The 21,609-nt window shown below is 70.1% G+C and carries 23 protein-coding genes; 12 read left to right on the top strand and 11 right to left on the bottom strand.

What is annotated here, in order from left to right:
• Positions 1–67 precede the first annotated feature (67 nt).
• The 4 genes from CJ226_RS06820 to CJ226_RS06835 are packed head-to-tail and all read left to right on the top strand — an operon-like array spanning position 68 to position 2,632.
• Entirely contained in the window at positions 68–370 is a 303-nt protein-coding gene (locus tag CJ226_RS06820; protein WP_085604937.1) for an SAV_915 family protein, read from the top strand.
• Positions 367–663, top strand: coding sequence for a hypothetical protein (locus tag CJ226_RS06825; RefSeq protein WP_062635420.1), 297 nt, complete (start codon positions 367–369; stop codon positions 661–663). Before CJ226_RS06820 ends, CJ226_RS06825 begins: the two co-directional genes overlap by 4 nt.
• On the top strand, positions 663–1,874 hold the full coding sequence (locus tag CJ226_RS06830; RefSeq protein WP_025104634.1) for a hypothetical protein: 1,212 nt from the start codon (positions 663–665) through the stop codon (positions 1,872–1,874). The genes CJ226_RS06825 and CJ226_RS06830 overlap by 1 nt, the downstream gene beginning before the upstream one ends.
• Positions 1,871–2,632 (top strand): PH domain-containing protein, encoded by a 762-nt coding sequence (locus tag CJ226_RS06835; protein WP_025104633.1) that lies wholly within the window; start codon positions 1,871–1,873, stop codon positions 2,630–2,632. The genes CJ226_RS06830 and CJ226_RS06835 overlap by 4 nt, the downstream gene beginning before the upstream one ends.
• Positions 2,633–2,641: 9 nt before the next feature.
• Here the strand turns inward: CJ226_RS06835 and CJ226_RS06840 are convergent, their stop codons facing one another.
• Positions 2,642–3,118, bottom strand: a complete 477-nt coding sequence (locus tag CJ226_RS06840) for a dehydrogenase (RefSeq protein ID WP_025104632.1) — start codon at positions 3,116–3,118, stop codon at positions 2,642–2,644.
• A gap of 53 nt (positions 3,119–3,171) precedes the next feature.
• Positions 3,172–4,161 (bottom strand): malate dehydrogenase, encoded by a 990-nt coding sequence (locus CJ226_RS06845; protein WP_085604943.1) that lies wholly within the window; start codon positions 4,159–4,161, stop codon positions 3,172–3,174.
• 51 nt (positions 4,162–4,212) lie between these two features.
• On the opposite strand from CJ226_RS06845, the gene CJ226_RS06850 reads away from it, so the two are divergent.
• Together CJ226_RS06850 and pip are read left to right on the top strand one after the other, a co-directional pair.
• Complete coding sequence (locus CJ226_RS06850; RefSeq protein ID WP_025104630.1) at positions 4,213–5,094, top strand: neutral zinc metallopeptidase; 882 nt, start codon at positions 4,213–4,215, stop codon at positions 5,092–5,094.
• Between the two features lie 70 nt (positions 5,095–5,164).
• Positions 5,165–6,136: a prolyl aminopeptidase gene (pip, locus tag CJ226_RS06855; protein WP_102208725.1), complete on the top strand. Its 972-nt coding sequence runs from the start codon at positions 5,165–5,167 to the stop codon at positions 6,134–6,136.
• Positions 6,137–6,146: 10 nt separating this feature from the next.
• Here pip and CJ226_RS06860 read toward each other — a convergent pair whose 3' ends face one another.
• The 5 genes from CJ226_RS06860 to CJ226_RS06880 form a co-directional block, all read right to left on the bottom strand.
• Positions 6,147–7,910 carry an aldehyde dehydrogenase family protein gene (locus tag CJ226_RS06860; protein WP_102208726.1) on the bottom strand — a complete coding sequence of 588 codons (1,764 nt, stop codon included), beginning with the start codon at positions 7,908–7,910 and terminating at the stop codon, positions 6,147–6,149.
• A 67-nt stretch (positions 7,911–7,977) separates the two neighbouring features.
• The gene (locus CJ226_RS06865; protein WP_025104627.1) at positions 7,978–8,241 is read right to left on the bottom strand and encodes a glutaredoxin domain-containing protein; all 264 of its coding nucleotides are present in this window, start codon (positions 8,239–8,241) and stop codon (positions 7,978–7,980) included.
• Positions 8,242–8,250: 9 nt separating this feature from the next.
• On the bottom strand, positions 8,251–8,985 hold the full coding sequence (locus CJ226_RS06870) for an alpha/beta fold hydrolase (protein WP_102208727.1): 735 nt from the start codon (positions 8,983–8,985) through the stop codon (positions 8,251–8,253).
• Positions 8,982–9,959: a cation transporter gene (locus tag CJ226_RS06875; protein WP_102208728.1), complete on the bottom strand. Its 978-nt coding sequence runs from the start codon at positions 9,957–9,959 to the stop codon at positions 8,982–8,984. Before CJ226_RS06875 ends, CJ226_RS06870 begins: the two co-directional genes overlap by 4 nt.
• The gene (locus CJ226_RS06880; protein WP_257996546.1) at positions 9,956–10,456 is read right to left on the bottom strand and encodes a hypothetical protein; all 501 of its coding nucleotides are present in this window, start codon (positions 10,454–10,456) and stop codon (positions 9,956–9,958) included. Before CJ226_RS06880 ends, CJ226_RS06875 begins: the two co-directional genes overlap by 4 nt.
• A 109-nt stretch (positions 10,457–10,565) precedes the next feature.
• Between CJ226_RS06880 and CJ226_RS06885 the strand changes: the two genes are divergently transcribed.
• Positions 10,566–10,958, top strand: a complete 393-nt coding sequence (locus CJ226_RS06885) for an SIP domain-containing protein (RefSeq protein ID WP_102208730.1) — start codon at positions 10,566–10,568, stop codon at positions 10,956–10,958.
• A gap of 6 nt (positions 10,959–10,964) precedes the next feature.
• On the opposite strand, the gene CJ226_RS06890 is transcribed toward CJ226_RS06885, so the two are convergent.
• Positions 10,965–11,420 carry an adenylyltransferase/cytidyltransferase family protein gene (locus CJ226_RS06890; RefSeq protein ID WP_025104624.1) on the bottom strand — a complete coding sequence of 152 codons (456 nt, stop codon included), beginning with the start codon at positions 11,418–11,420 and terminating at the stop codon, positions 10,965–10,967.
• A 169-nt stretch (positions 11,421–11,589) separates the two neighbouring features.
• Here CJ226_RS06890 and CJ226_RS06895 point away from each other — a divergent pair, with 169 nt between their 5' ends.
• Entirely contained in the window at positions 11,590–12,768 is a 1,179-nt protein-coding gene (locus tag CJ226_RS06895; RefSeq protein ID WP_238695610.1) for a glycosyltransferase, read from the top strand.
• Here the strand turns inward: CJ226_RS06895 and CJ226_RS06900 are convergent.
• From CJ226_RS06900 to CJ226_RS06910, 3 genes are read right to left on the bottom strand one after another with little or no spacing between them, the layout of a single operon-like run.
• On the bottom strand, positions 12,765–14,051 hold the full coding sequence (locus tag CJ226_RS06900) for a hypothetical protein (RefSeq protein ID WP_025104623.1): 1,287 nt from the start codon (positions 14,049–14,051) through the stop codon (positions 12,765–12,767). The two genes, CJ226_RS06895 and CJ226_RS06900, sit on opposite strands and share 4 nt — an antisense overlap.
• A gap of 14 nt (positions 14,052–14,065) precedes the next feature.
• Positions 14,066–14,707 carry a hypothetical protein gene (locus CJ226_RS06905; protein ID WP_025104622.1) on the bottom strand — a complete coding sequence of 214 codons (642 nt, stop codon included), beginning with the start codon at positions 14,705–14,707 and terminating at the stop codon, positions 14,066–14,068.
• 51 nt (positions 14,708–14,758) lie between these two features.
• Positions 14,759–15,685: a glycosyltransferase family 2 protein gene (locus CJ226_RS06910; protein WP_025104621.1), complete on the bottom strand. Its 927-nt coding sequence runs from the start codon at positions 15,683–15,685 to the stop codon at positions 14,759–14,761.
• Between the two features lie 92 nt (positions 15,686–15,777).
• Here CJ226_RS06910 and CJ226_RS06915 point away from each other — a divergent pair, with 92 nt between their 5' ends.
• From CJ226_RS06915 to CJ226_RS18040, 4 genes are all read left to right on the top strand, one after another.
• Positions 15,778–16,521, top strand: coding sequence for a CDP-alcohol phosphatidyltransferase family protein (locus CJ226_RS06915; protein ID WP_029989676.1), 744 nt, complete (start codon positions 15,778–15,780; stop codon positions 16,519–16,521).
• The gene (locus CJ226_RS06920) at positions 16,514–17,572 is read left to right on the top strand and encodes a hypothetical protein (protein WP_025104619.1); all 1,059 of its coding nucleotides are present in this window, start codon (positions 16,514–16,516) and stop codon (positions 17,570–17,572) included. Before CJ226_RS06915 ends, CJ226_RS06920 begins: the two co-directional genes overlap by 8 nt.
• A complete protein-coding gene (locus CJ226_RS06925; protein WP_102208731.1) occupies positions 17,569–18,915 on the top strand; it encodes a phenylacetate--CoA ligase family protein in 1,347 nt (448 codons plus the stop codon). Before CJ226_RS06920 ends, CJ226_RS06925 begins: the two co-directional genes overlap by 4 nt.
• 163 nt (positions 18,916–19,078) lie before the next feature.
• Positions 19,079–21,601 (top strand): right-handed parallel beta-helix repeat-containing protein, encoded by a 2,523-nt coding sequence (locus CJ226_RS18040; protein ID WP_025104617.1) that lies wholly within the window; start codon positions 19,079–19,081, stop codon positions 21,599–21,601.
• Positions 21,602–21,609 lie beyond the last annotated feature (8 nt).

A 21,609-nucleotide genomic window follows, 5' to 3' on the forward strand; every position in this document is an offset into this window, starting at 1 on the left:
GGCCTCGTCTCCGCGCAGCTGCTGTGGGTGCCGCCGAGCTACGAGTGACAACCGAGGAGAGACCGAGATGACCTTCGAACCGATGCCGGCCGCAACGCCGATGGTCCCACCCGTGCTGTACCTGCCCCTGAGCGTGACGTCGACGCCCGAGGAGCAGCTCGTCGAGATCCGGGAGCTGAAGGACGGGCGGCGTGCACTGCTCGCCTACACCGCCCTCGACCGGCTGCTGGAGCTCGCCGGCGAGCGGCAGCCCTGGGTGCTGGTGCGCACCGAGGACCTCGGTCAGATCAAGGAGGCGCAGCCCTACGATGTCGTGATCTTCGACCTCGACGTGCCCGCGTCCTACCGCCGGAACGGAGCCATCGCATGAGCCGCATCGCGATGGACCCGGAGGTGATGGCCGTCCATGCGGACATGCACGAGGAGGCGGTCGAGCTCATCGAGACGAAGCTCTCCGGCATCCCGACGGCCGTCGACGGCGGGCTCGCCTCCGACACGGTCGCCGCGATCATGCAGCGGGTGGGGGAGGGCGTCGACGCCCTCTACCGGATCAACGGCACCCTGGGAGAGATCGTCCGCGCCATCGCCGACGACGCGGAGACGAACGAGCAGGACGTGATCGACCAGCTCGACCCGGTCGCGGCCATCGTCGAGGACCTCTGATGACGATCGACACGACCACGTACGGCGACGCCGACCAGGTGCAGGCGGCCGCGGACTGGCTCGATCCCGACCTGAAGGACGCCGCAGACGTCTCCTCCAACGTCACGACCTTCATCCCGACCGGCGTGCGCGGGCACTGGTACGGCGAGTCGGCGGACGACTACGTCACGATCCTCTCGCGCACGACCGACGCCGCGAAGGAGATCAAGGATCTCGCCCGTGACGCCGCCGAGAAGCTCCGGTCGTACGCCGGGCAGCTGCGGCGCATGAAGGAGGACTTCGCGACGCACCGCGACAATGCGCGGGCGGCGGGGCTCCCGGTCAACGGGATGATCATCGGCCGGCCGGTGTCCCTGATCCCGGTATGCCCCACCTCGCGCGACGACCCCTACTGGGACGAGTGGCAGGAGCACCTCGACCGCATCGAGCTGTACAACGAGATCGCCGCCGACGTCGGCTCCTGGTGGGGCGAGCTCGAGGTCTGGATCAGCGAGAACCTCGACGGCTTCCTCGGGACCATGCCGAGCCAGTCCACGGCGGACAAGATCCTGTCCGGTCTTCGGGAGGCGAGCGGCGAGGTCCCGAAGATCTACCTCGAGGGCCAGGGCCTGGCGTGGGCGGAGACGGCGGCCGAGCTCACCTCCCACGCGGAGGATCTGCGTCTCGGAGCATCGGACTTCGTTCGCGAGCTGCGCTCCGGCAACCCTGCCGTCAAGGCCGCTGCCGAGGCCGCCAACCCCACCGGCATGCGGTGGGCGGCGGACGAGGCCGAGGATCTGGCCCGCGGACTCTCTCGCGCGAGTCGGGCGGTGCCGTTCATCGGCTGGGGCGTCGACGCCTGGAACCTGGGCTCGGCGATGTCGTCGGGCGATGACCCGTCGTCCACCGCGGTGGAGATCATCGGCGGTGCGGCGGGTGGCGCGGCTGCGGCTGCCGGGGTCGCCGCGCTCGCGGCGGCCGGTGTCGTCACGCTCCCGGTCTGGGGCACGGCGGTGGTCGTCGGCGGGGCCGCGGTGGCGGTCGGTGCCGGTGCGGTGTGGGCGTACGAGAACTGGGTGCCGCAGGACGTCCGGGAGTCGATCGACGCCGGCATGGCGGATGCATGGGACGCCACGACGGACTTCGCGGAGGACGCCTGGGAGAACACGACCGACTTCGTGGGCGACGCGGGGCACAACATCGGCAAGGCGTGGAAGGGACTGTTCGGGTGACAGGGCAGCAGCAGTCGACGTCTCCGGAGACGATCTGGGTACCCGGTCATCCGGGGTGGCAGGGGCAGCAGCGGGCGACCACGGCACTCACCGTGTTCGGCGTCGTGTTCGCCATCGTGGTCCTGCTGTTCAGCCTGATCCTGTTCGCCGATCCGGCTCCCGCGATGAAGGCTCTGGGGATCGGTGTGCTCGCGGCCGTCGCCGTGGGCGTCTGGCTGCTGGTGGCCCATGCCCGCGTCTCGCGGGTCCGAGTCGTCCGGCCGGTCGTCGACGGTCCGGCGATCGCGTTCGGCGGGGCCGCGGGGATCGTCTGGCCGCTGCGCGCCCTCGCGCCCGTGGGGGCCCTGCTCCTCGCGGCGTGGGCATGGAGCATCTTCACGGTGCCCGCAGACCGACTGCCGCTCCTCACCCTGCTCCTCCTCCCGGTGGTCGCGCTGATCATGACGATCGCCGGCACCCGGTCGTGGTTCCGGGCTCCCTCCGCCCATCGCCTGACGCTGCGCCCGGACGGGGTGGAGCTTCGGATCCCGCGCAACAACGTGGCCGTGGCATGGGAGGAGGTCGTCGGCGCCGGCCTGGAAGGCAACCGCGTGGTGCTGCGGACGGCGACCGCGCAGCCGTCCTCGTGGGCGGCGGCCGACCTCGCGAGCGATCCTGTGCTCCTGGCCGAGCTCGTCACCTTCTACGCGAACCGTCCCGACGTCCGTGCCGAGATCGGTGCGGGCACGCTCGCCCGCCTGCGGTCCGGGGAGTTCTAGCGGCGCCTCTCAGCGGGCGCCGGCGGCGTCGGCGAGATGACGCGCCTCGTGGCCGAGGACCTTCACGATGATCCCGTGGCGCCGGAGTTCAGCGACGGTGCGCGCGCCCTCCTCGGCGTCGAGCCCCAGGGCCCGGATGTTCGCCACCACGACCACGTCTCCGGTCCGGAGCGTCGAGATGAGTCGCGCGAGGCGGTCGTTCCAGCTCTCCAGGATGTCCGGCGCCGGGTGACGGAAGCCCTCGATGGGCACGCCGAAGCGGGTGAGGTCGGCGCGCTGCTCGACGACCGACGGCATGCCCTCGCGGGCGACGACGAGGCCGACCAGGCGGGAGCCCGCGGGACGCGCGGTCCAGAAGTTGCGGTTCTGCTGCAGCTCCGTGAAGCACTTCGGGCACTTCGCTGCGTCGTGCGGGAGGTGGAGCGGGCTCGTCAGCGCATCGTCGAGAGACGGCGTCGTTCCCGCCGGGTCAATCGTGTCGCTCATCCCGCACCTCCGCCCTCTATTCTGCCCTGCCCAGGTGTCCCGCGGCGACCGGATCAGAGCAGTCCGAGGGCTCGGACCGCGTCCCGCTCCTCCACGAGCTCCGCGACCGAGGCGTCGATGCGCGCGCGGGCCCGGTCGTCGATCTCCAGACCCTCCACGATGCGCCACTCGCCGTCGACGGACTGCACGGGGAACGAGGAGACGAGGCCCTCTGGGACACCGTACTCCCCGCGCGAGACGACGGCGGCGGAGGTCCAGTCCTCGGTCCCGCGGACCCAGTCGCGCACATGGTCGATCGTCGCGCTCGCGGCGGAGGCGACGGAGGACGACCCGCGGACCTCGATGATCTCCGCGCCGCGCTTGGCGACCCGGGGGATGAACGTCTGGTCCAGCCACGCCGGGACGTCGCCGACGATCCGCTCCAGGGCATCCTGCACGGGCTTCCCACCGACGGTCGCATGCGACACGTCGGGGAACTGCGTGGCCGAGTGATTGCCCCAGATGGGCACCCGCCGCACCGTGTGCACGGGGGCGCCGAGCGTCTGGGCGAGCTGGGCCCGTGCGCGGTTCTCGTCCAGCCGTGTGAGGGCGGTGAAGCGGTCGGCGGGCACGCCGTCGGCCGCCGCGGAGGCGATCAGGGCGTTCGTGTTGGCGGGGTTGCCCACCACGGTCACGCGGACGCCGGGGGCGGCGTTCGCGGCGATGGCGGCGCCCTGCGGCCCGAAGATGCCGCCGTTCGCGGCCAGCAGGTCGCCGCGCTCCATCCCGGGACCGCGGGGGCGGGCGCCCACGAGCAGGGCGAGGTCGCAGCCGTCGAAGCCGACCGCGGCGTCGTCGGTCACCTCCACGTGCTCGAGCAGGTCGAATGCGCCGTCCTGAAGCTCCAGCGCCGCGCCCTCTGCCGCGCCGAGTCCCTGCGGGATCTCCAGCAGCCGCAGCCGCACCTTCTCATCCGGACCGAGCATGTCCCCGGCGGCGATGCGGAAGAGGAGCGCGTAGCCGATCTGTCCGCCCGCGCCGGTGATGGTGATCGTGGTGGCCATGTCACGAGCCTACGTCCGTCGCGGTGTCGGCGCGCGGAGTACCCTCGACGCATGACGTTCAATCCCGACGCCGACCTCTCCCGCAACACCACGCGTCGCCGCGGACGCACGGCGGCGATCGCGGGCGGCTCCGGCGTCGGCGTGCTCGCCCTCCTCGCCCTCATCGCCGGCCCCCTGCTGGGCATCGACCTGAGCGGACTCGTCGGGGGCGCGCCCGGGGGCGGGAGCGAGCCCGCCGGTGGTTCGGCCATCGAGAACTGCGACAGCGGCGCCGACGCGAACGCGAACGTCGACTGCCGCATGGCGGGGGCGCAGGTCGCGCTCGACGCCTTCTGGGAGGACAACGTGGAGGGGTATCAGGCTCCGCAGCTCATCGTCGTCGACGGAGCGACCTCCACGCAGTGCGGCACCGCTTCCAACGCGGTCGGCCCGTTCTACTGCCCGCCGGAGGAGACCGTCTACATCGACCCCACGTTCTTCCAGCTCATGCAGCAGCAGTTCGGGGCCTCGGCCGGGAACCTCGCGCAGCTCTACATCGTCGGGCACGAGTGGGGTCACCACATCCAGAACCTCCTCGGGGCGATGGAGCGGTACCCGAACAACGGGACGGGTCCCGGCAGCAACGGCGTGCGCATGGAGCTGCAGGCCGACTGTTATGCCGGCGGCTGGCTCGGCCGCGCGACCGAGCAGACCGACGCCGACGGCGATCCGTACCTCGAGAAGCCGACGGAGGAGCAGATCCGCGACGCCCTGAACGCGGCGTCGACCGTCGGCGACGATCACATCCAGGAGCAGTCCGGGCAGGTGAACCCGGAGACCTGGACCCACGGCTCCAGCGAGCAGCGTCAGCGCTGGTTCGCGGAGGGATACCAGAACGGGCTCGATGCGTGCGGGCAGGTGTTCACCCTCCCCGCCGATCAGCTCGACCCGTAGGCCCGGTGGTCCCGCCGTTGTCAGATAACGTGGACTCGGCAGGACCGCACGACCGGTTGGGGGACCGAACATGACGAACACCGAGGGGCTCTATCCGCCCATCGAGCCGCACGAGACCGGAGTGCTGCTCGTCGGCGACGGGCATCGCGTGGCCTGGGAGATCAGCGGCAACCCCGAGGGTAAACCCGTCGTGTTCCTCCATGGCGGCCCCGGCAGCGGCACCTCGCCGTGGCAGCGCCAGTTCTTCGACCCCGACGTCTACCGGATCGTCCTTCTCGATCAGCGCGGATGCGGTCGGAGCACGCCGTCCGCCGCGGAGCCGGAGGCCCATCTCCGGCACATCACCACCGCGCACCTCATCGCCGACCTCGAACTGCTGCGCAAGAACCTCGGCATCGAGACGTGGCAGGTGTTCGGCGGGTCCTGGGGCAGCGCCCTCGCGCTCGCCTACGCCCAGGCCCACCCCGACGTGGTCTCCGAGCTGATTCTGCGCGGGATCTTCACGCTCCGTCGCGCCGAGCTCGAGTGGTTCTACGAGGGCGGGGCGGCGGCGCTGTTCCCCGACCTGTGGGAGGACTTCATCGCGCCGATCCCGGTCCTGGAGCGCTCCCGGATGATCGAGGCGTACCACCGCCGGCTGTTCGACCCGGACCCGGCGGTCCATGAACCGGCGGCCCTCGCATGGGCGGCGTGGGAGGCGGCGACCGTCACGCTGCGCCCCGACCCGGAGCAGATCGCGGCGATGGCCGATCCCCGCCGGGCCGTCGCTTTCGCACGCATCGAGAACCACTTCTTCGTGCACCGCGGCTGGTGGGCCGAGGGGCAGCTGCTCGCGGGGATCGACGCCATCCGGCACATCCCGACCGTGATCGTGCAGGGCCGCCACGACGTGGTCACGCCGATGATGACGGCGTGGGACCTGCACCGTGCCTGGCCGGAAGCCGACTTCCAGGTGATCGATGACGCGGGGCACTCCGCCGCCGAACCCGGCATCCGCGCGGCTCTCCGCGCCGCGACCGATCGGTTCCGCCCCGAGGGCTGACGCGTTCCGCTCAGGCGCGGAGCGCGCGCAGCAGTGTCTTCACGAGGCCGAGGGCGCCGCCGTCCGCACGATGGCGGGTGAGGCCCTCGCTCACGGCGGCACCGGTGCGGGAGGAGGCGAACCACGGCGGCTTGGGGAGGATGGTCATCCGCCCTCCGCCGTTCGCGACGGGGAGCGAGCGCGGGAACGGCCGGAAGGGGCCGCGCAGCACGGAGCGCTCCACCCGATCCAGGAGCAGGGCGTTGTGGACGACGCCGATGCCGCTGCCGACGTCATCGATCGTGCCGCCGGGGAATGCGCCCCAGGTGAGCGTCGGCGTGATGAACCCGAAGGCGGTCCAGCCGTTGATCGCGATCGAGCCGTAGTGCAAGGCGGTGAGAGCGCGCTCGAACCCGCTGCCGAGCGCCTTCTCGGTCGCCGGGTCGATGAGCAGGTTCGCGCCGAGCGTGCCCTGCAGCTTCTCGTTCGCGTGGGCGACCGCGGCGTCGAGGAACTCCTGGCCCGTGCCGGGGAGGCTCACCACGCCGAGGACCGGCGCGAAGTACTCCGTGTTCTCCAGGGCTGAGGGGTCGTCGTCGGCATCGATCTCGACGAGGAGCCGGTCGCCGAGCACGAGGGCGTCCGGGTAGTCGTCCGCGGCGGACTGCATGCGTGAGGGGGCGCCGGGGTACCAGATGGGGCGCTCCGGAGCGGTGGCGTAGGCGCGGCGCAGTTCGGCGCGGAAGTCGTCGGCCTGGTCCCAGTCCGCGGAGAGGATGACGACCTGCCCCGCGATGCAGTTGTGGCCGCTGTTCTGCAGGCGCATGGTCGCGATGTGCTCGGCCTGGTACGCGAGGTCGGCGGCCGTCCACTTCCCCGGCACGACGATGATGGGGGAGACCCCGCCGAGTTCCGCGGTGATGGGCTTCTTCAGCAGCGGGCGGTTCTCGCGACGGCGGCGCTTCGTCGCGGCCGCCCCCTCGCCGGTCGACGGTCCCCAGACGATGGTGTCGAAGGTCGCCGCCGAGCCGGTGATGTGCACGTGGGCGATGCCGGGGTGCTGGGTGAGGTAGGCGCCGGCGGCGGGGCCCCCGCGCACGATGCGCAGCAGTCCCGGCTCGATGAGCGGGGCGAGCGCGCGCTTGTAGACGGGGACCAGGGAATCTTGCGTGGGGTTCACCTTCAGCAGGGCCGTGCGGTTGTGGGCGAGCAGTTCGTACAGCACGTCCAGCACGGGGATGGAGGTCACGTTCCCGGCGCCGAGCACGAGTCCGACGCCCCCGGACACCGTCGGCGTGCGCTGTGCCAGACCGGCGGTCGCGCGGGCGGTGTTCGGCGTGGTCCCCGGCTCGAGCCAGACCTCGCCGGTGAAGCCGGACAGCAGGAACCGGTCGATGCCGGTGAGGGGGAAGGCATGCACGCGCGCGCGGCCGCCGGGTGCGCGGTCGACCCGGATGCCGTCGAGCGGATTCGCACCGTTCGCGATCCGGATGAGCGTGGCGATCGAGGCATCGAGTGCTCCGAGGACGCTGTACGGACCGCTCAGCCACTCCTCGCCGCGGAGCGGATGCCGCGCGTCCAGGCCCTTGGAGGCGGCGGCTATGGTCGCCCAGTCCTCGGCCGTCGCGGCGACGCTCGTGCGGACCTGCCGGAGCAGCGTCGCGCGCTGCGCTACGGTGAGCGCGGTCCACACCGCGGTCCCCGTCTGCAGATCGGCGACGGCGGCGTCGAGCCGTTCCTTCTCGCCCTCGCCGAGGGCGGGGGTGGCGGGCGCGGTCGTGGGCGCAGAAGTCATCGGCGTCTCCTTCGAACGGGCTTTCAGCTTAGGCGTCCGCGCGGAGATCCGCCGAGTGCGAGGACGATCAGATGATCGAGAGCTCGCGCAGCTTCGACTCCACGTCGGCGTTCGACGGCTCGACGTGGTGCGAGGCGTCGGGGTAGACCACGACGGGGATGTTCGTGCGGCCCGAGATGTCCTTCGCGATGTCCGCGGCGGCGGGGTCGGCGACCAGGTCGACATACGTGTACGCGACGCCGAGCTCGTCGAGCTGCTTCTTCGTGCGGATGCAGTCGCGGCACCAGTCGGCGCCGAACATCGTGATGGTGTCGGAGGCGGGGTTGGTCATGCCTCCAGCCTACGGCCGTGGGGGAGGGGTGGCTCCGAAGAAGCCCGCCAGTGCGGCGGCGAGAGGTTCGGGCGCCTCCTCCGCCATGTGGTGCCCGCTGGTACGGTAGTCCTCGAGCATCGCCCGGACGACCGACGGCTGCCGCACCGCCTGCAGGAACTCGGCGTGGTTCGCCGTGCCCATCGTCGCCGGGTCGGCCTTGGGCGCGTACCAGGCCTCCGGGTCCGCGCCGATGACGCGCTCCGGGATGTCCGGCTGGGCGAAGAAGAACCAGTGCCACCAGTGCGCGGCGAAGGTCGCGTCGCAGCGTCGGAGGTGCTCCGAGATCGGCAGGCAGTCCAGCAGGGCGACCTGTTCGACGGTCTCCGGGTGATCGAGGGCGAGTCGGAGCGCGACGTAGCTGCCACGGTCGTGCCCGACCAGGCGGAAGCGCTCATGGCCGAGCCGCTCGGCGACGGTGCGGATGTCGCGGGCGACGGCGCGTTTGGAATGGGCCGCATGATCGGCGGTGGGCGCCGGGCCGCAGGAACGCCCGTATCCGCGCAGGTCGGGGCAGATCACCGTGAAGCCGCGCTCGACGAGCACCGGGGCCACCCGATGCCAGGTCGCCGAGGTGCGGGGGTGACCGTGCAGGAGCACCACGGGCGGTCCCGAGCCCCCGTGGCGCACGAGGATGTCGGCTTCGTCGGTCGGGATCCGCGCGGTCGTGAAGCCGGGGAACAGCGCGTCGTCGGCGGCGCTCATCGACCGGGGTCCGCTTCGTCCGGCAGCTTCTCGACCGGGACGACCACCACGTCCTGCACCTTCCAGTCCAGGTCGGCGACGCCCTCAGACGCGGCGGTCAGGTCGGCCGTGCGGACGTCACGGTGATGCGGCACCACGAACGCCTCGATGTGGAACACCTGGCCCTGATCCCGCATGCGCACGGCAGCCTGATCCACCCAGGGGCGGCTGCGCAGGTAGGAGACGACGTCGCGGGCCAGCGGATGCGGCTCCGCGCTGTCGAAGGTGCGGGCACGCTGGTCCATGAGGTCGACGATCGCCGTCTTCATATTGCGGAAACCGTCCCAGATGATCCCCAGGGAGATGAAGAGGGCCGCAACTCCGTCGAGCCACCATATGCCCGCGCCGACGCCCAGCACTCCGACGATGGAGGCGACCGTCGTCTGCCAGTCGGCCTTGGCCATGTCGGCGTCGGCGTAGAGCAGCTTGTTGTGCAGGACGGGGGCGAGCTTGGCCTTGGCCGGACCGTAGAAGAACACCGGCCCGACGATCACGACGGCCATGACGGCGACCATCAGCCAGCCGAGCCAGATCGTCTGGCCGAAAACCTGCACGGTGCCGATGGTCGGATGCTCCCCGCGGATGAGCCCGGCGACGGCCTCGGCGGCGAGGTTCAGGCCGACCGCGAGGAGCGCGACACCGGCGACGAGGTGGCCGACGCCCATCGCGCGGTGGAGGCCGTAGGGGTGCTTCCGGGTGGGGCGTCGCCGCACGAACAGGAGCGCGAGGAGGAAGGCGAACTGCGGGATGAGCGACAGCATGTCCTCGATCCACGCCGTGCGCATCGCCTGGGACTCGCCCACGACGAGCGCGATCACGGTGATCGTGATCGAGGTGTAGACGATCGTGAAGATCTCCCAGCGCACGGCCTTGCGCGTGGCCTGCTGCTGTTCGTCGGGGAGCTCGGTGCGCCCGAACTGCTTCGTCCCGGTCATCGAGCGACCTCCTCGTCGAGAGAGGCCTCGAGGGCCGAGAGGAAGGCGTTCTCGCCGAGGGGCACGAGCATGACGAGCTCCCGATCTCCCGCGCCCTCGATACCCGGATAGCCGCGGGTCACGCCCGCCTTGTCGATCCACGGGGTGTCCGGCGTCAGTCCGCCGGCCACGAGGTCGAGGTCGCCCGTCTCCAGCATGCCCACCAGGCTCTCCTCGGTCGCGACCGTCCACGTGACGTCCGCGTCGACGCTCGCGGCGAAGTCGTCGACGAGATCCACGACTGGCCCGCGCGGCTCGCCGCCGTCGACTTCTACGAGGCCCGGGTCGGGCGAGGTGCCGACCCGCAGCTCCCCGCCCGTGACCCGGTCCAGGGTGCCGTCCGGGTCCGCGGGGACCGTCATCCCGCATCCGCCGAGGGCTGTGGCCACGAGGAGGCCGGCCAGGGCGCCGATCAGGCGTCGTCCGGCGGAGATCCGTCGATTCCTGTTGCTGCTCACGGAACAAGGCTGCCCCGCGGCGACGTCGCCGGCCAACGGCGTTGACGAGCGCAACCGTCGAAGGCTAGTCGCCCTTGAAGGTAAGGGTAGCCTTACCTATAGTGGAGGTATGAGCAGCGCGTGCGAGCACCTGGAGGATCCGGACTGGGAAGCGATGGAAGGAGCGGTGCTCATCGCCGGGGATGCGGCCGATGCCGGAGCCATCGCGCGCGTCGCGTCGCGGCTCCCGTGGGACGCGCACGGCGTCATCCTCATCGAAGCGGCGGCCCGCATCCAGTTCCGGCACATCGACGTCCCCCCGGGGGTCTCGGTCCGCTGGCTCGTACGGGCCGAGGGGACGCGCGCCCACGCGCGTGGCGAGCGCCTCGCGAACGCCGTCTACGCGTGGTGCCTGGAGTGGACGTGCAGCGAGCCCCCGGAGCATTGGACGGTGTGGCTCGGTCCGCACACGCCGCCGCACGTGGCGCGGATGGCGCGCAGCCTCCTCGGCGTCGCGAACTGACCCGCCTCAGCGGGTCGCGCCGACCGCGGATGCCGTGGCGTTGGCGGTGATCGCGTCGAGCGCGCGGCGGAGCGCCGAGCTCGACGTGTGCGCGGTGTACGGGAAGTACACGACCTCGACGCCCACCTCGGCGAACTCGCTCTCCAGCCGGAGGCCCTTCTCGGTGCCGCGCCAGTCGTCGCCCTTGAAGAAGTGGGTGAAGCGCACGTCGCGCCACGAGTCCATCTTCGACGGCGTCGTCTCGACGTAGACGTCGTCGACGAAGGAGATGTGCCGGACGATCTCGGCACGTTCGGCGGTCGGGATGACCGGCTCGATCCCCTTGACCTGACGCAGCATCTCGTCGCTCACGACGCCGGCGACCAGGATGTCGCAGTGCTGTTTGGCGTGTCGCAGCAGATTCAGATGCCCGACGTGAAAAAGGTCGAAAGCTCCGACGGCATAGCCGATACGCGTCCCCATGATCTCCCCAGATCGATCATTCCCCAGTCGAACGGATCCCCACCCGTTCGGCGCGACTCCCACAGCCGCAGACGACACTCTAGCAGGAACGTGTCCTGCAGCCCATAGGAACCCATGGAACGATGGATGCCGGAGCCGATGGGGCTGCGGAACGACGAAGGGGACCACGTTGGGGGCAGGGGTCACGGTCATCGTGCCGACGTACAACGAGCGCGACAACGTCGCCGAGCTCGTGGAGCGCACGGCCGCGGCCTTGGCGGGACGGGACGCCGAGATCCTCTTCGTCGACGACAGCAGCGACGACACCGCGGCCGAGGTGGAGCGCGTCGCGGTCGACGCCCCGATCCCGGTGCGGGTGATCCATCGCTCGGACAACGTCGGAGGCCTCGGCGGAGCGGTCGTCGTCGGCCTGGGCGCCGCGGCGGCCGATGTCTGCATCGTGATGGACGGCGACCTCCAGCATCCCCCCGAGCTGCTGCCGACACTGCTGGACCGCTTCGCGGACGGCGACGCGGACGTGGTCGCGGCCTCCCGCTACGTCGGCGGCGGAGACACGAGCGGCCTGGGAACGGCCGTGCGCTTCGGCGTGTCCCGCGCCGCGACGTGGCTGACCCGCGCGATGTTCCCCCGTCGGCTCGCCCGGAGCACCGACCCGATGACCGGGTTCTTCCTCGTCGACCGGCGTCGCCTGCGGCTGGATGCACTGCAGCCGCAGGGCTTCAAGATCCTCCTGGAGATCCTCGCCCGGACGGATCTGCGGATCGCGGAGATCCCGATGGAGTTCGCCGAGCGTCGACACGGCACCTCGAAGGCGAGCCTGCGCCAGGGGGCCACGTTCATCGCTCATCTCGCACGGCTGCGGTTCGGGAAGATGTCGCTGTTCGCGGCGATCGGCGTGCTCGGCGCCATCGCCAACCTCGCGATCATGTGGGCCCTGACGGCGGCGGGCGTCCCCTACGTCTGGGCGGCCATCATCGGCGCCGAGGTCACGATCATCGGCAACTTCCTGCTGCAGGAGCGCTTCGTCTTCGCCGACATGCGCACCGACGCCCGCAGCGCCGGGGTGCGCTTCGCGGCGTCCTTCACGTTCAACAACGTCGAGGCGGCCCTGCGCATCCCGGTGATGGCGCTCATGGTCGAGACATGGCACATCTCCAGCGTCCTGGCGACCGCGCTGTCCCTCATCGTGGCCTTCTTCGCCCGGTTCCTGTTCCACTCCCTCGTCGTCTACGCGCCCCGTCGGCGGCGTGAGGAGAGGGCGGCGGCGGGCGAGCCGGAGCCGGACACCGCGACGCTGCGGATCATCCGCGCCATCGATGCCGAGGCCATGAAGCCGGGCGAGCTCTAGTCCTCGACCGTCCGCGAGGTGCGGGCGGCGTGGTCGCGGCGCGGCGCAGAGAAGGGCAGACGAGATCTCGGGGCCGGTGCGGTCCCGCGACGGACGGCGACGGCGGCGGGGATCGCGGTCAGCGCGAACAGCAGCGCGAGAGTCCGGGAGGAGGTGAGCAGAGGGCTGAAGAACGTGTCCCACGCTCCGAGCAGAGTGAGCCACACGACGATGCCGGGGGCGGCCTTGAGGGAGACGGCGCGGGCTACGGCGTAGATTGCGCATCCGAGAAGGACGAGCGCGAACGCCGCGCCCAACGGACCGAAGCGCAGCCACAGGTCGCCGAGCACCGAATGCACTTCGTACTGCCCGCCGAACATGTAGCCCTCGACGTACCCGTTGTCCGGATCGTAGTTGAGCTCGCTCATGCCGGTCTTGGCGATCCAGACGTCCTGTGAGGTGGGCAGGGTCCCGCTCCCGAAGCCCAGCGGGCGGGCGGAGATCAAGGCGGTCGCGGCGCCCAACTCTGGCCGCCCGCCGGCGATCAGCGACCCGGAGGTGTCGATCTGGGCCTGCGTGCGCTGCTGCGCGGCGTCGCCGAGGACTCCCTCAAGGATCAGAGCCTGCAGCATGCTGAACGCGGCGAGGCTCAACACGCCCAGGAGCACCAGGGTCTGTGCAGGGCGCGGACGCCTGGTTCCCGCCGGAAGGAAGATCTGCCACAGCACGATCACGGCGGCAAGGAGGAGAAAGGACGTCATCGATCGCGAGTCCGAGAAGAGGCAGACGCCCGCGAGGAGGGCGAGTGCCAGCAGATCCAACGACCGCCGCCGGGAGGTCGACGTGAAGCCCAGGATGACGATGATGACCGGGACAGCGAGGGAGTACTTCCAGAGGTTGGCGGGGTTGCCTCCCGTGAGAGCCACATTCGCCAGTGCTCCCACCCCGAACGCGATGGCCGTGGCGCCGAGGCCGAGCTCGCTCCGCGCCCACAGGAGCACGCCGATGCCTCCCGCGAGGGACAGAAGCGTGAGGGACTGTTCGAGCATGAGGCTCGTCGAGGCCGCCCGCGTGGTCTCGAGGAGGGTGGTCGCCGCTCCCCAGACCGCCGCGCCGGCTGCGAGCGCGAGCAACGGCCGAGCGAAACGGTAGCCGCGCAACGCCGGCCACCAGACCGGCAGCAGGACCACGGCCACGACGACGGAGATGCTGATACCGGGGCCGAACGTGAACCGCACCGCCGACGCTGCGGCTGCGGCCGCGGCGACGATGGAGGTGGTCGTCCACGACGTCACGCTGCGCATACGGAGGTCTCCGATCAGCGGAGGTCGCCGCGGAAGACACCGACCTCCGCGCCGAAGAGGTAGTCGACCGTGAGGGTGACGTCCTCACGGTCCTCCTCCGGAATGGTGAACAGATAGACGCCCTCCGCGGCGTCTCCGGGGGAGAGCATCCCCTCGAACGGCACGCCACCGGGCCGGGTCAGCGTGCCGGCGGGTGCCCGGTCGGCGCCGGAATACGCGTTCACAGCGACGTAGTCGAGGTCGAGCGGTTCGGAGCCGGTGTTGACGATCCTGACAGTGGCGCGCACGGCAGGACCCGAAGTCTCCCCGGCGAGTGCCGCCTCGCCCTGCACGGCTTCCACGCGGGCGAGGAGGATGTCCGCACCCTCCGCGACGATCGTGGCGTTGGGCTCCACCGGCGTGAGCTCGGCGAACGGGAGGCCGCTCTCCGACGGAGCGGGCCGCGGCGTCTCCGTCGGGCGCGGCGCGTCGGTGGACACGATGTCACGGGGCGGGACGGTCGGCGTGCTCGTCGGTTCCGGCTGCCCGGCGGGAGTCAGCATCGGGGGAACGAGGAACGCGGCGGCCACGGCGAGACCGACCACCACGACCAGGATCGTCAGGGGAAGCCAGACGCGTCGGCGTCCCGGTGCGTTGTCCTCGTGCACGTCCTTCATGTGATCCCCACTCCCCGGTGTCCTCGCGGTGCGAGAGACGGTGCTCCGAGTTTAGACTGGCGCCCCTGTCGAGCGGTGCCGGGACAGGAATCGTCTTCCATCCCTGACCCCGCGCCATGCTGCGCGCAGCGGCGGAAGGGGGCGGAGGAACTGTCGCCGGCCGCCCCGGAGCAGCACCTGCCAGGCGTTGCGCGGAGCCGACCGTTCCCATGCCGCGACGTCATCGTCGTCGAGATGCAGCGCCGCGAAGAGCAGGCGGTTCCGGATGTTGTAGTAGTAGTAGAGCTCGGATTTCGCCTCGGCTCGCTGCCCGCGACCGCGATGAGTGCTGCCTTCGTCATGGATGGCCGTCGCGTCGTCGACCACCACCAGCCGCGCACCCGCGCGTGCGGCGCGCACGGAGATGTCGACGTCCTCCCAGTAGAGGAAGTACTCCTCGTGGAAGCCTCCCGTCAGTTCCCACACGGATCGCGGGATGAGCATGCACGCGCCGCTGATCCACGGCAGCCGCCGTGCCGAGGGTTGCTCCCGCCGCCTCCGCGGGCCGCCCATCGCACCGTCGTCCAGATAGACGTCCATCCCGGCGAACCACACGCGACCGTCCGCGTCGACCACGCGGGGAGAGGCGAGGGTCAGGTCGTCCGCCGTGGCATCCAGCAGAGCGGCGACGGAACCGCCGTCGATACGGGCGTCCGGGTTGAGGAGCAGGAGGTCGGTGGCACCGAGCACGTCGAACGCGTGCGCGGCGCCGGCGTTCACCCCGCCGCCGAAGCCGGCGTTCGTCGCCATCGGGACGAGGTCCCAGCCCCGCGCGGCGCAGAGCGCCGACACGGTCTCCCGCTCCGTCGGCGTGGACAGATTGTCGACGACGACGATCCGGGCCTCCGGAACATCGGAGGCCGTGGAGACGAGGTTCGACTCGAGCAGTCGGGCGGCGCCGTAATTGACGACGACCACCGCGAGGACCCGCGCGCTCATCCATGCTCCTCTCTGGCCGCACGCGAAGATCAGCCGGGCGCAGCCTGTGGATATAGTGAAGGCTACATTCGACGTCGCCTGGGGGAGTTGTCGTGTCAGAGATCCGAGCGGCGATGGGACGCCTGCAGCAGGCGCAGAAGTCGTCCAAAGGGGCGGCGGCCTATTCCCGCTACATCAACCGACCACTCGGTCGGCCGATGGCCGCGCTCGCGTACGTGATGGGGATGACCCCCACGCAGGTCACACTGGTCAGCGCGGCGTTCACCCTGACCGGTGTCGCCCTGATCGCCACCTTGCCGCCCGAGATCTGGTCTTCGATCCTCGTATCCGTCCTGCTCGTCCTCGGTTACGCGCTCGACTCCGCCGATGGCCAGCTCGCGCGGCTGACAGGCTCCGGATCGTTGGCGGGAGAGTGGCTCGACCACTTCTTCGATGCGATCAAGCTCGCGACCATCCATCTCGCGGTGCTCGTCTGCTGGTTCCGGTTCTTCGACCTTCCGGACGGCTGGCTGCTCGTCCCGCTGGTGTTCGCGGCTTCGGCCAACGTGTTCTTCTTCGGGATCATCGCCGCCGACTTCCTCCGCCGCGTGCACCGTCTGCGGCACCCTCAAGCGCCCGCTGAGACGCCTCGGGAGGCTTGGCGGTCCGGTGGGTTGTACTCCTTGGCGGTCATCCCGACGGACTACGGCTTCCTCTGCCTGGTGTTCGCGGTGCTGTGGTGGCAGCCGGTCTTCGTCGTCCTCTATACCGCGCTGGCCGTGATCAACGTGCTCATGCTTCTTCTCGCCGCGATGCGTTGGTACCGGTCGATCCGAGGGTTGGCGATCCATGTCTGAGGGCCAGCGTCCGATCCGCGTCATGCAGTCCTTCGGTGCGCCTCGGGTCACCACGAATCCCTACATCACCATGCTGGATGAGGCGCTCACTGCGACGCCAGGCATCGAGCATCTCCGGTTCTCCTGGCGCGAGGCCCTTCTCGGTCGATACGACGTGTTCCACTGGCACTGGCCTGAGGTGAAACTCCACGGGGGATCGGCCGTCTCTTCCGTCGGCAAATACGTCCTGACGGCGCTGCTCTCGTTACGGCATTCCCTGTCACGGCGGATCGCGGTCGTGCGCACGGTGCACAACTTGGAACTGCCGGACGACAACGCCGCCCGGCTGTGGCTGCTGCGACGGATCGACCGCCAGGCCGATCACCGCATCGTGTTGAACGAGACGACTCCGCTCCCTGCCGGAACGGCGCAGTCGCTCATCCTGCACGGCCATTACCGGGATTGGTACCGGCCGCAGCCGCGAGCGGAGCGGATCCGCGGACGAATGGGAACGTTCGGAGGGGTCCGACGGTACAAGGGAGTGTCCGGCTTCGTCGATGCCTACGCCGCTGCCGTCGCCGTCGATCCCGAGATGAGTGTCGTCATCGGCGGGAAGGCGTCGAGCGCGGACCTGGCCGACGATCTGCGCGAGCGTGTGGCGGACCTGCCGCAGGTCACGCTCCGTCTGGAGTTTCTGAGCGACGCCGAGCTGGTCGAGCTCGTCACGGGTTCCGAGCTGGTCGTGCTGGCCTATCGATTCATGCACAACTCTGGGAGCGTGCTCGCAGCGCTGTCGCTCGATCGGCCAGTCCTCGTGCCGCGCAATGCGCCCAATGAGGCGCTCGCCGCCGAGGTGGGGCCGGAGTGGGTGCAGATGTACGACGGCGAGCTGGATGGTGAGCGGCTGCGTGCCGCCCTGGCCGCGGTGCGGCAGATCACCACGGAGAGACCGGACCTGTCTCGGCGCGAGTGGGACGACGCCGGCGCTGCCCACGCACACGCGTACCGTTCGGCGCTTCGAGCTCGGCACTCCCGCGTCCGTCCCCGTGGCCGCACGAAGGAGGAGACATGATGCGAGAAGCGGCTTTCCGTCTCAAGACTGCGGCGGGCGGACGGAGCAGCACGGCCGCTTATCGGGACTTCCTCGTCGTGGATGCTCTGCCTCCGGAGGAGGCCATCGAGCTGAGCGCCCAGAGGTCCGCCGCGCACGCGCGCTTCGCGTTCGAGCACAGCGCGTTCTACCGCGAGCTGTATTCCGCGCACGGCTTCTCCGCCGAGGATCTGCGCGACCCCGCGTCGTTCTCCTCGCTGCCCATCGTCGACAAGACGATGCTCCGCGAGAACTTCGAGAGCATTCGCACGGATGAAGCCGATGCGCGCACCAGCGTCGTCTCGAAGACGGGTGGGAGTACGGGTCTGCCGCTGCACCTGCTGCGAGACCTCCGTTTTCCTGCCCGCGCACTCGAGTGGCGCCTGTTCGACTGGTGGGGGGTGAAACCCTGGGATGACCGGGCGATCGTGACGCGCCACGTGCTCACCGGGGCGGCCCGCCTGCGCCACGACCTCGGGTGGCTCCCCTCGCGACGGGTGCAGCTCGACGCCTTCCAGATCACGGACGATGCGGTGCGAGCGTTCGTGGAGCGCTGGAACCGGGTGGAGCCCCGTTTCCTGATCGGCTATGGCGGCGGCGTCCTGGACACGGTCCGACGGATGCGTCGACTGGGGCTCCGGGTCGTTCCGCCGGCGGCCGTGGCCGTGACGGCTGCTCCGCTGTCCCCTGGTACGAGGGCGGAGATCGAGGACGCCTTCGGCGCGCCGTGCTACGACCACTACCGCTCGGCCGAGATCCCCTGGATGGCGGGTGAGTGCGCCGAGCAGAGCGGACTCCACGTCTTCTCCGACGTGCGACGCATCGAGATCGTCGATGAGGCGGATCGGGTCCTGCCCGAGGGACGGGAAGGAGAGGTCATCGTCTCGGATCTGACGAACCGGGTCTTCCCGATCGTCCGATATCGTCTCGGCGACATCAGCAGCTATCGACCAGGGGTGTGCGCGTGCGGGCGGGGGCTTCCTCGCCTGGGCGCGATCTCGGGCCGCTCCTCCGATGCCGTGCGCCTGCCGGATGGGACCACGATCGCGGGCGCTCTCGGACACATCTTCGACGACGCGCCCCTGTCCATCCGTCAGTTCGAGATCGTCCAGGACTCGGATTACGCGGTGACGCTGCGGTGCATACCCGCGGACGGGCAGGACGTACAGGCCGGCATCGACGGCGCGGAGGCGAAGCTGCGTCATGCGACCAGAGGCCTCGTCCCCGTTCGTGTCGAGCGCGTCGACCACATTCCTCAGGTCGGCGGGAAGATGCGCTTCATCCGCAGTTCGGTCGGCACCGATCTGTCCGGGGATCCGTCGTGAATATCTCGGTTACACAACGATCGTCGTCCGAGCGTGTGTAAACTGTGCCGTGGCCGTCGCCCGTCCGGGTAGGCGGTGCGTACCGATACTGCACACCATCTCGCCCGGAGGGGGCTGGTTGGAGGGGCGCGGTGTACGCGGGTTAGACCCCTAGGAGACTCAGTTGCGTTCGCGACGTCGCTCGACCCTCACCCGACCCTCCCCTTCACGAACCTCGGCCGCCCTGGCGTCGGTCGTCGCGGCCACGACGATCGTGGCCGGCCTCTTCGGTGCTTCCCCCGCGGCGGCCGCCGACAGCGATTCCGCCGACGTGCTGCTGCGCGATGACTTCGATCGCGCGGCACCGTCCGGATGGGGGGCTTCCGACAACGGCCTCGCCTACTCGTCGTGGTCGTCCCGCGCCGAGGTGGCCAGTGTGGCCGATGGCGCGGCGGCCCTCACCCTCGACCCCGGAGAGTCCGCCTATCTCACCCCGCAGGCCGTCCGGGCGCGAGACGTCCGCGTCTCGGCGGATCTCCGCCTCGAAGCAACAGGTGGTCGGGGCTACTACGCCTACACGACGCGCGTCCAGGCCGACGGCTCCGCCTACCGAGTCCGACTGCTGACCGACGCCGAGGGGCAGGCGCAGCTCTCCGTCATCCGGACCCGGGGAGGTATGGAGACGGAGCTGAAAAGCGTGGCCGTTCCCTTGAGCGTTCTCGGCGACGGATGGGTCACGTTCGACGCCACGGTCACCGGGGCCGACGCCGTCGACTTCGAAGCGCGCCTCACGCCGGTCGGCTCCTCACCTGGGGCGCCCCAGCTCCGGACAACCGACTCCTCCGCCGCCCGGCTTTCCGGCGCGGGAGGCTTCGCCGTCTGGGCCTATGCATCGAGCAGCGCGACCGCGCCGGTCGACCTGCGGATCGACTCGCTGGATGCCACGGTCGCCGACGCGCCCTTGAGTGCCGAGCAGCCCGAACCGCAGCCGCAGCCGGAGCCGCAGCCCGAACCGGAGCCGGAACCGCAGCCGGAGCCGGAACCGCAGCCGGAACCGGAGCCGCAGCCCGAGCCGCAGCCCGGGACCCCCGAACGCGGTGCGGCTCCTGTCGGCACCGCCCAGTACGCGGTGCCCGCCGGTGCCTTGTTCGTCGATGCGCGGAGCACCGCGGAGAGCCCCACAGGCACAATGGTCGCACCGTACCGTTCCGTTCAAGCCGCCGTGAACGCCGCCCGCCCCGGATCCACGGTCGTCCTTCGGGCTGGCGTCTATCATCAGTCCGTCGACGTCCCGTACAGCAAGACGTTGACCATCCAGGCCTACCCGGGAGAGGCCGTCTGGTTCGACGGCTCGACACGGGTCGCGAACTGGACGAAGTCGGGGTCGGCATGGGTCAGTGCCGGATGGACGGCGGAATTCGACGACGACATGCTCAACGGCAATGCCGGATGGTTCGTCGACCCGGCGTACCCGATGGCGAACCACCCGGACCAGCTCTACATCGACGGTGTCCCGCAGCGTCAGGTCGCCACGGCCGCTGAGGTCGTTGCCGGGACGTTCGCCGTCGACGACGCGCGCGACCGGTTGATCCTCGGGACCGACCCTTCCGGTAAGGAGGTGCGGGCGAGCGACCTCGGACAGGCGCTCAACGTACAGTCGGCGAATTCCGTGCTGCAGGGTTTCGGTGTCCGGCGCTACGCAACCTCCTACGACGTGCTCGGCACCGTCCGTATGCACAACGTCGGCGTCACGGTACGCGACCTCGTCATCGAGGACAACGCGACGATCGGGCTGTTCGTGGGTAACGACCGGGCGAAGATCGACGATCTGACCGTCCGCAGGAACGGGCTGCTCGGGATGTCTATAACCACGGCGTACGGCACGACCTTCACGGACTCTCTCATCACCGACAACAACACCGAGCGGTTCAACGGCTCGCCCGTCGCCGGCGGGGTCAAGGTCACTCGCACCCGCGGCATCGTGATGAGCAACGTCGACACGAGCCGCAACGTGGGCAGCGGGACCTGGTTCGACGAGTCGTGCTACGACGTCAAGATCCTCGACGTGACGTCGAACGGGAACACCGAGATCGGGATCCACGCGGAACTGTCGTCCCAGGTCACCATCGCGCGGAGTCAGGCGTTCGACAACCGCGAAGGGATTCGCATCTTCGACACCGAGAACGTACTGATCACGAACAACGACCTCGGGAACAATGCGCGCCACGATCTCAATCTCATGCAGGACGAACGACGCCAGGCCACCCATCGTGTGGGCCGCGACCCGCGTGTCGACGGAGTGGATCCGACCGTGACGTGGATCACGCGCAACATCACCATCCGCAACAACGTGTTCGGTGCGGGCGGACCCCGCGCTATCTTCGCCCACGACACGGCGACGGGGCGCGCGGTGAACACGTGGAATGTCACGATCGACGGCAACCTGTTCAGCAGCTCCACTCGTGGCCCGTCGATGGTCACCTGGGGAGGGTCTGGCGACGTCTACGAGACGTTCTCGACGCCCGCGCAGCTCGCCGCGGCGAAGAACCCCGGTTGGCGCAACGCGCAGACGGCCGTTGCCCAACCCTTCGCGGACATGAGGGACGACATCGCCGCGAACACCGCCATCGCCCGGCCGCTCCCGTCAGCGGTCGCGAGTCTGCTGGGCATCGCGACGGGCACAGTGATGCTCGGCAGCGGCCGGTGAGCATCTCC

Origin of the sequence: Microbacterium sp. UMB0228, from assembly GCF_002871415.1 — a bacterium.
GTDB lineage: Bacteria > Actinomycetota > Actinomycetes > Actinomycetales > Microbacteriaceae > Microbacterium.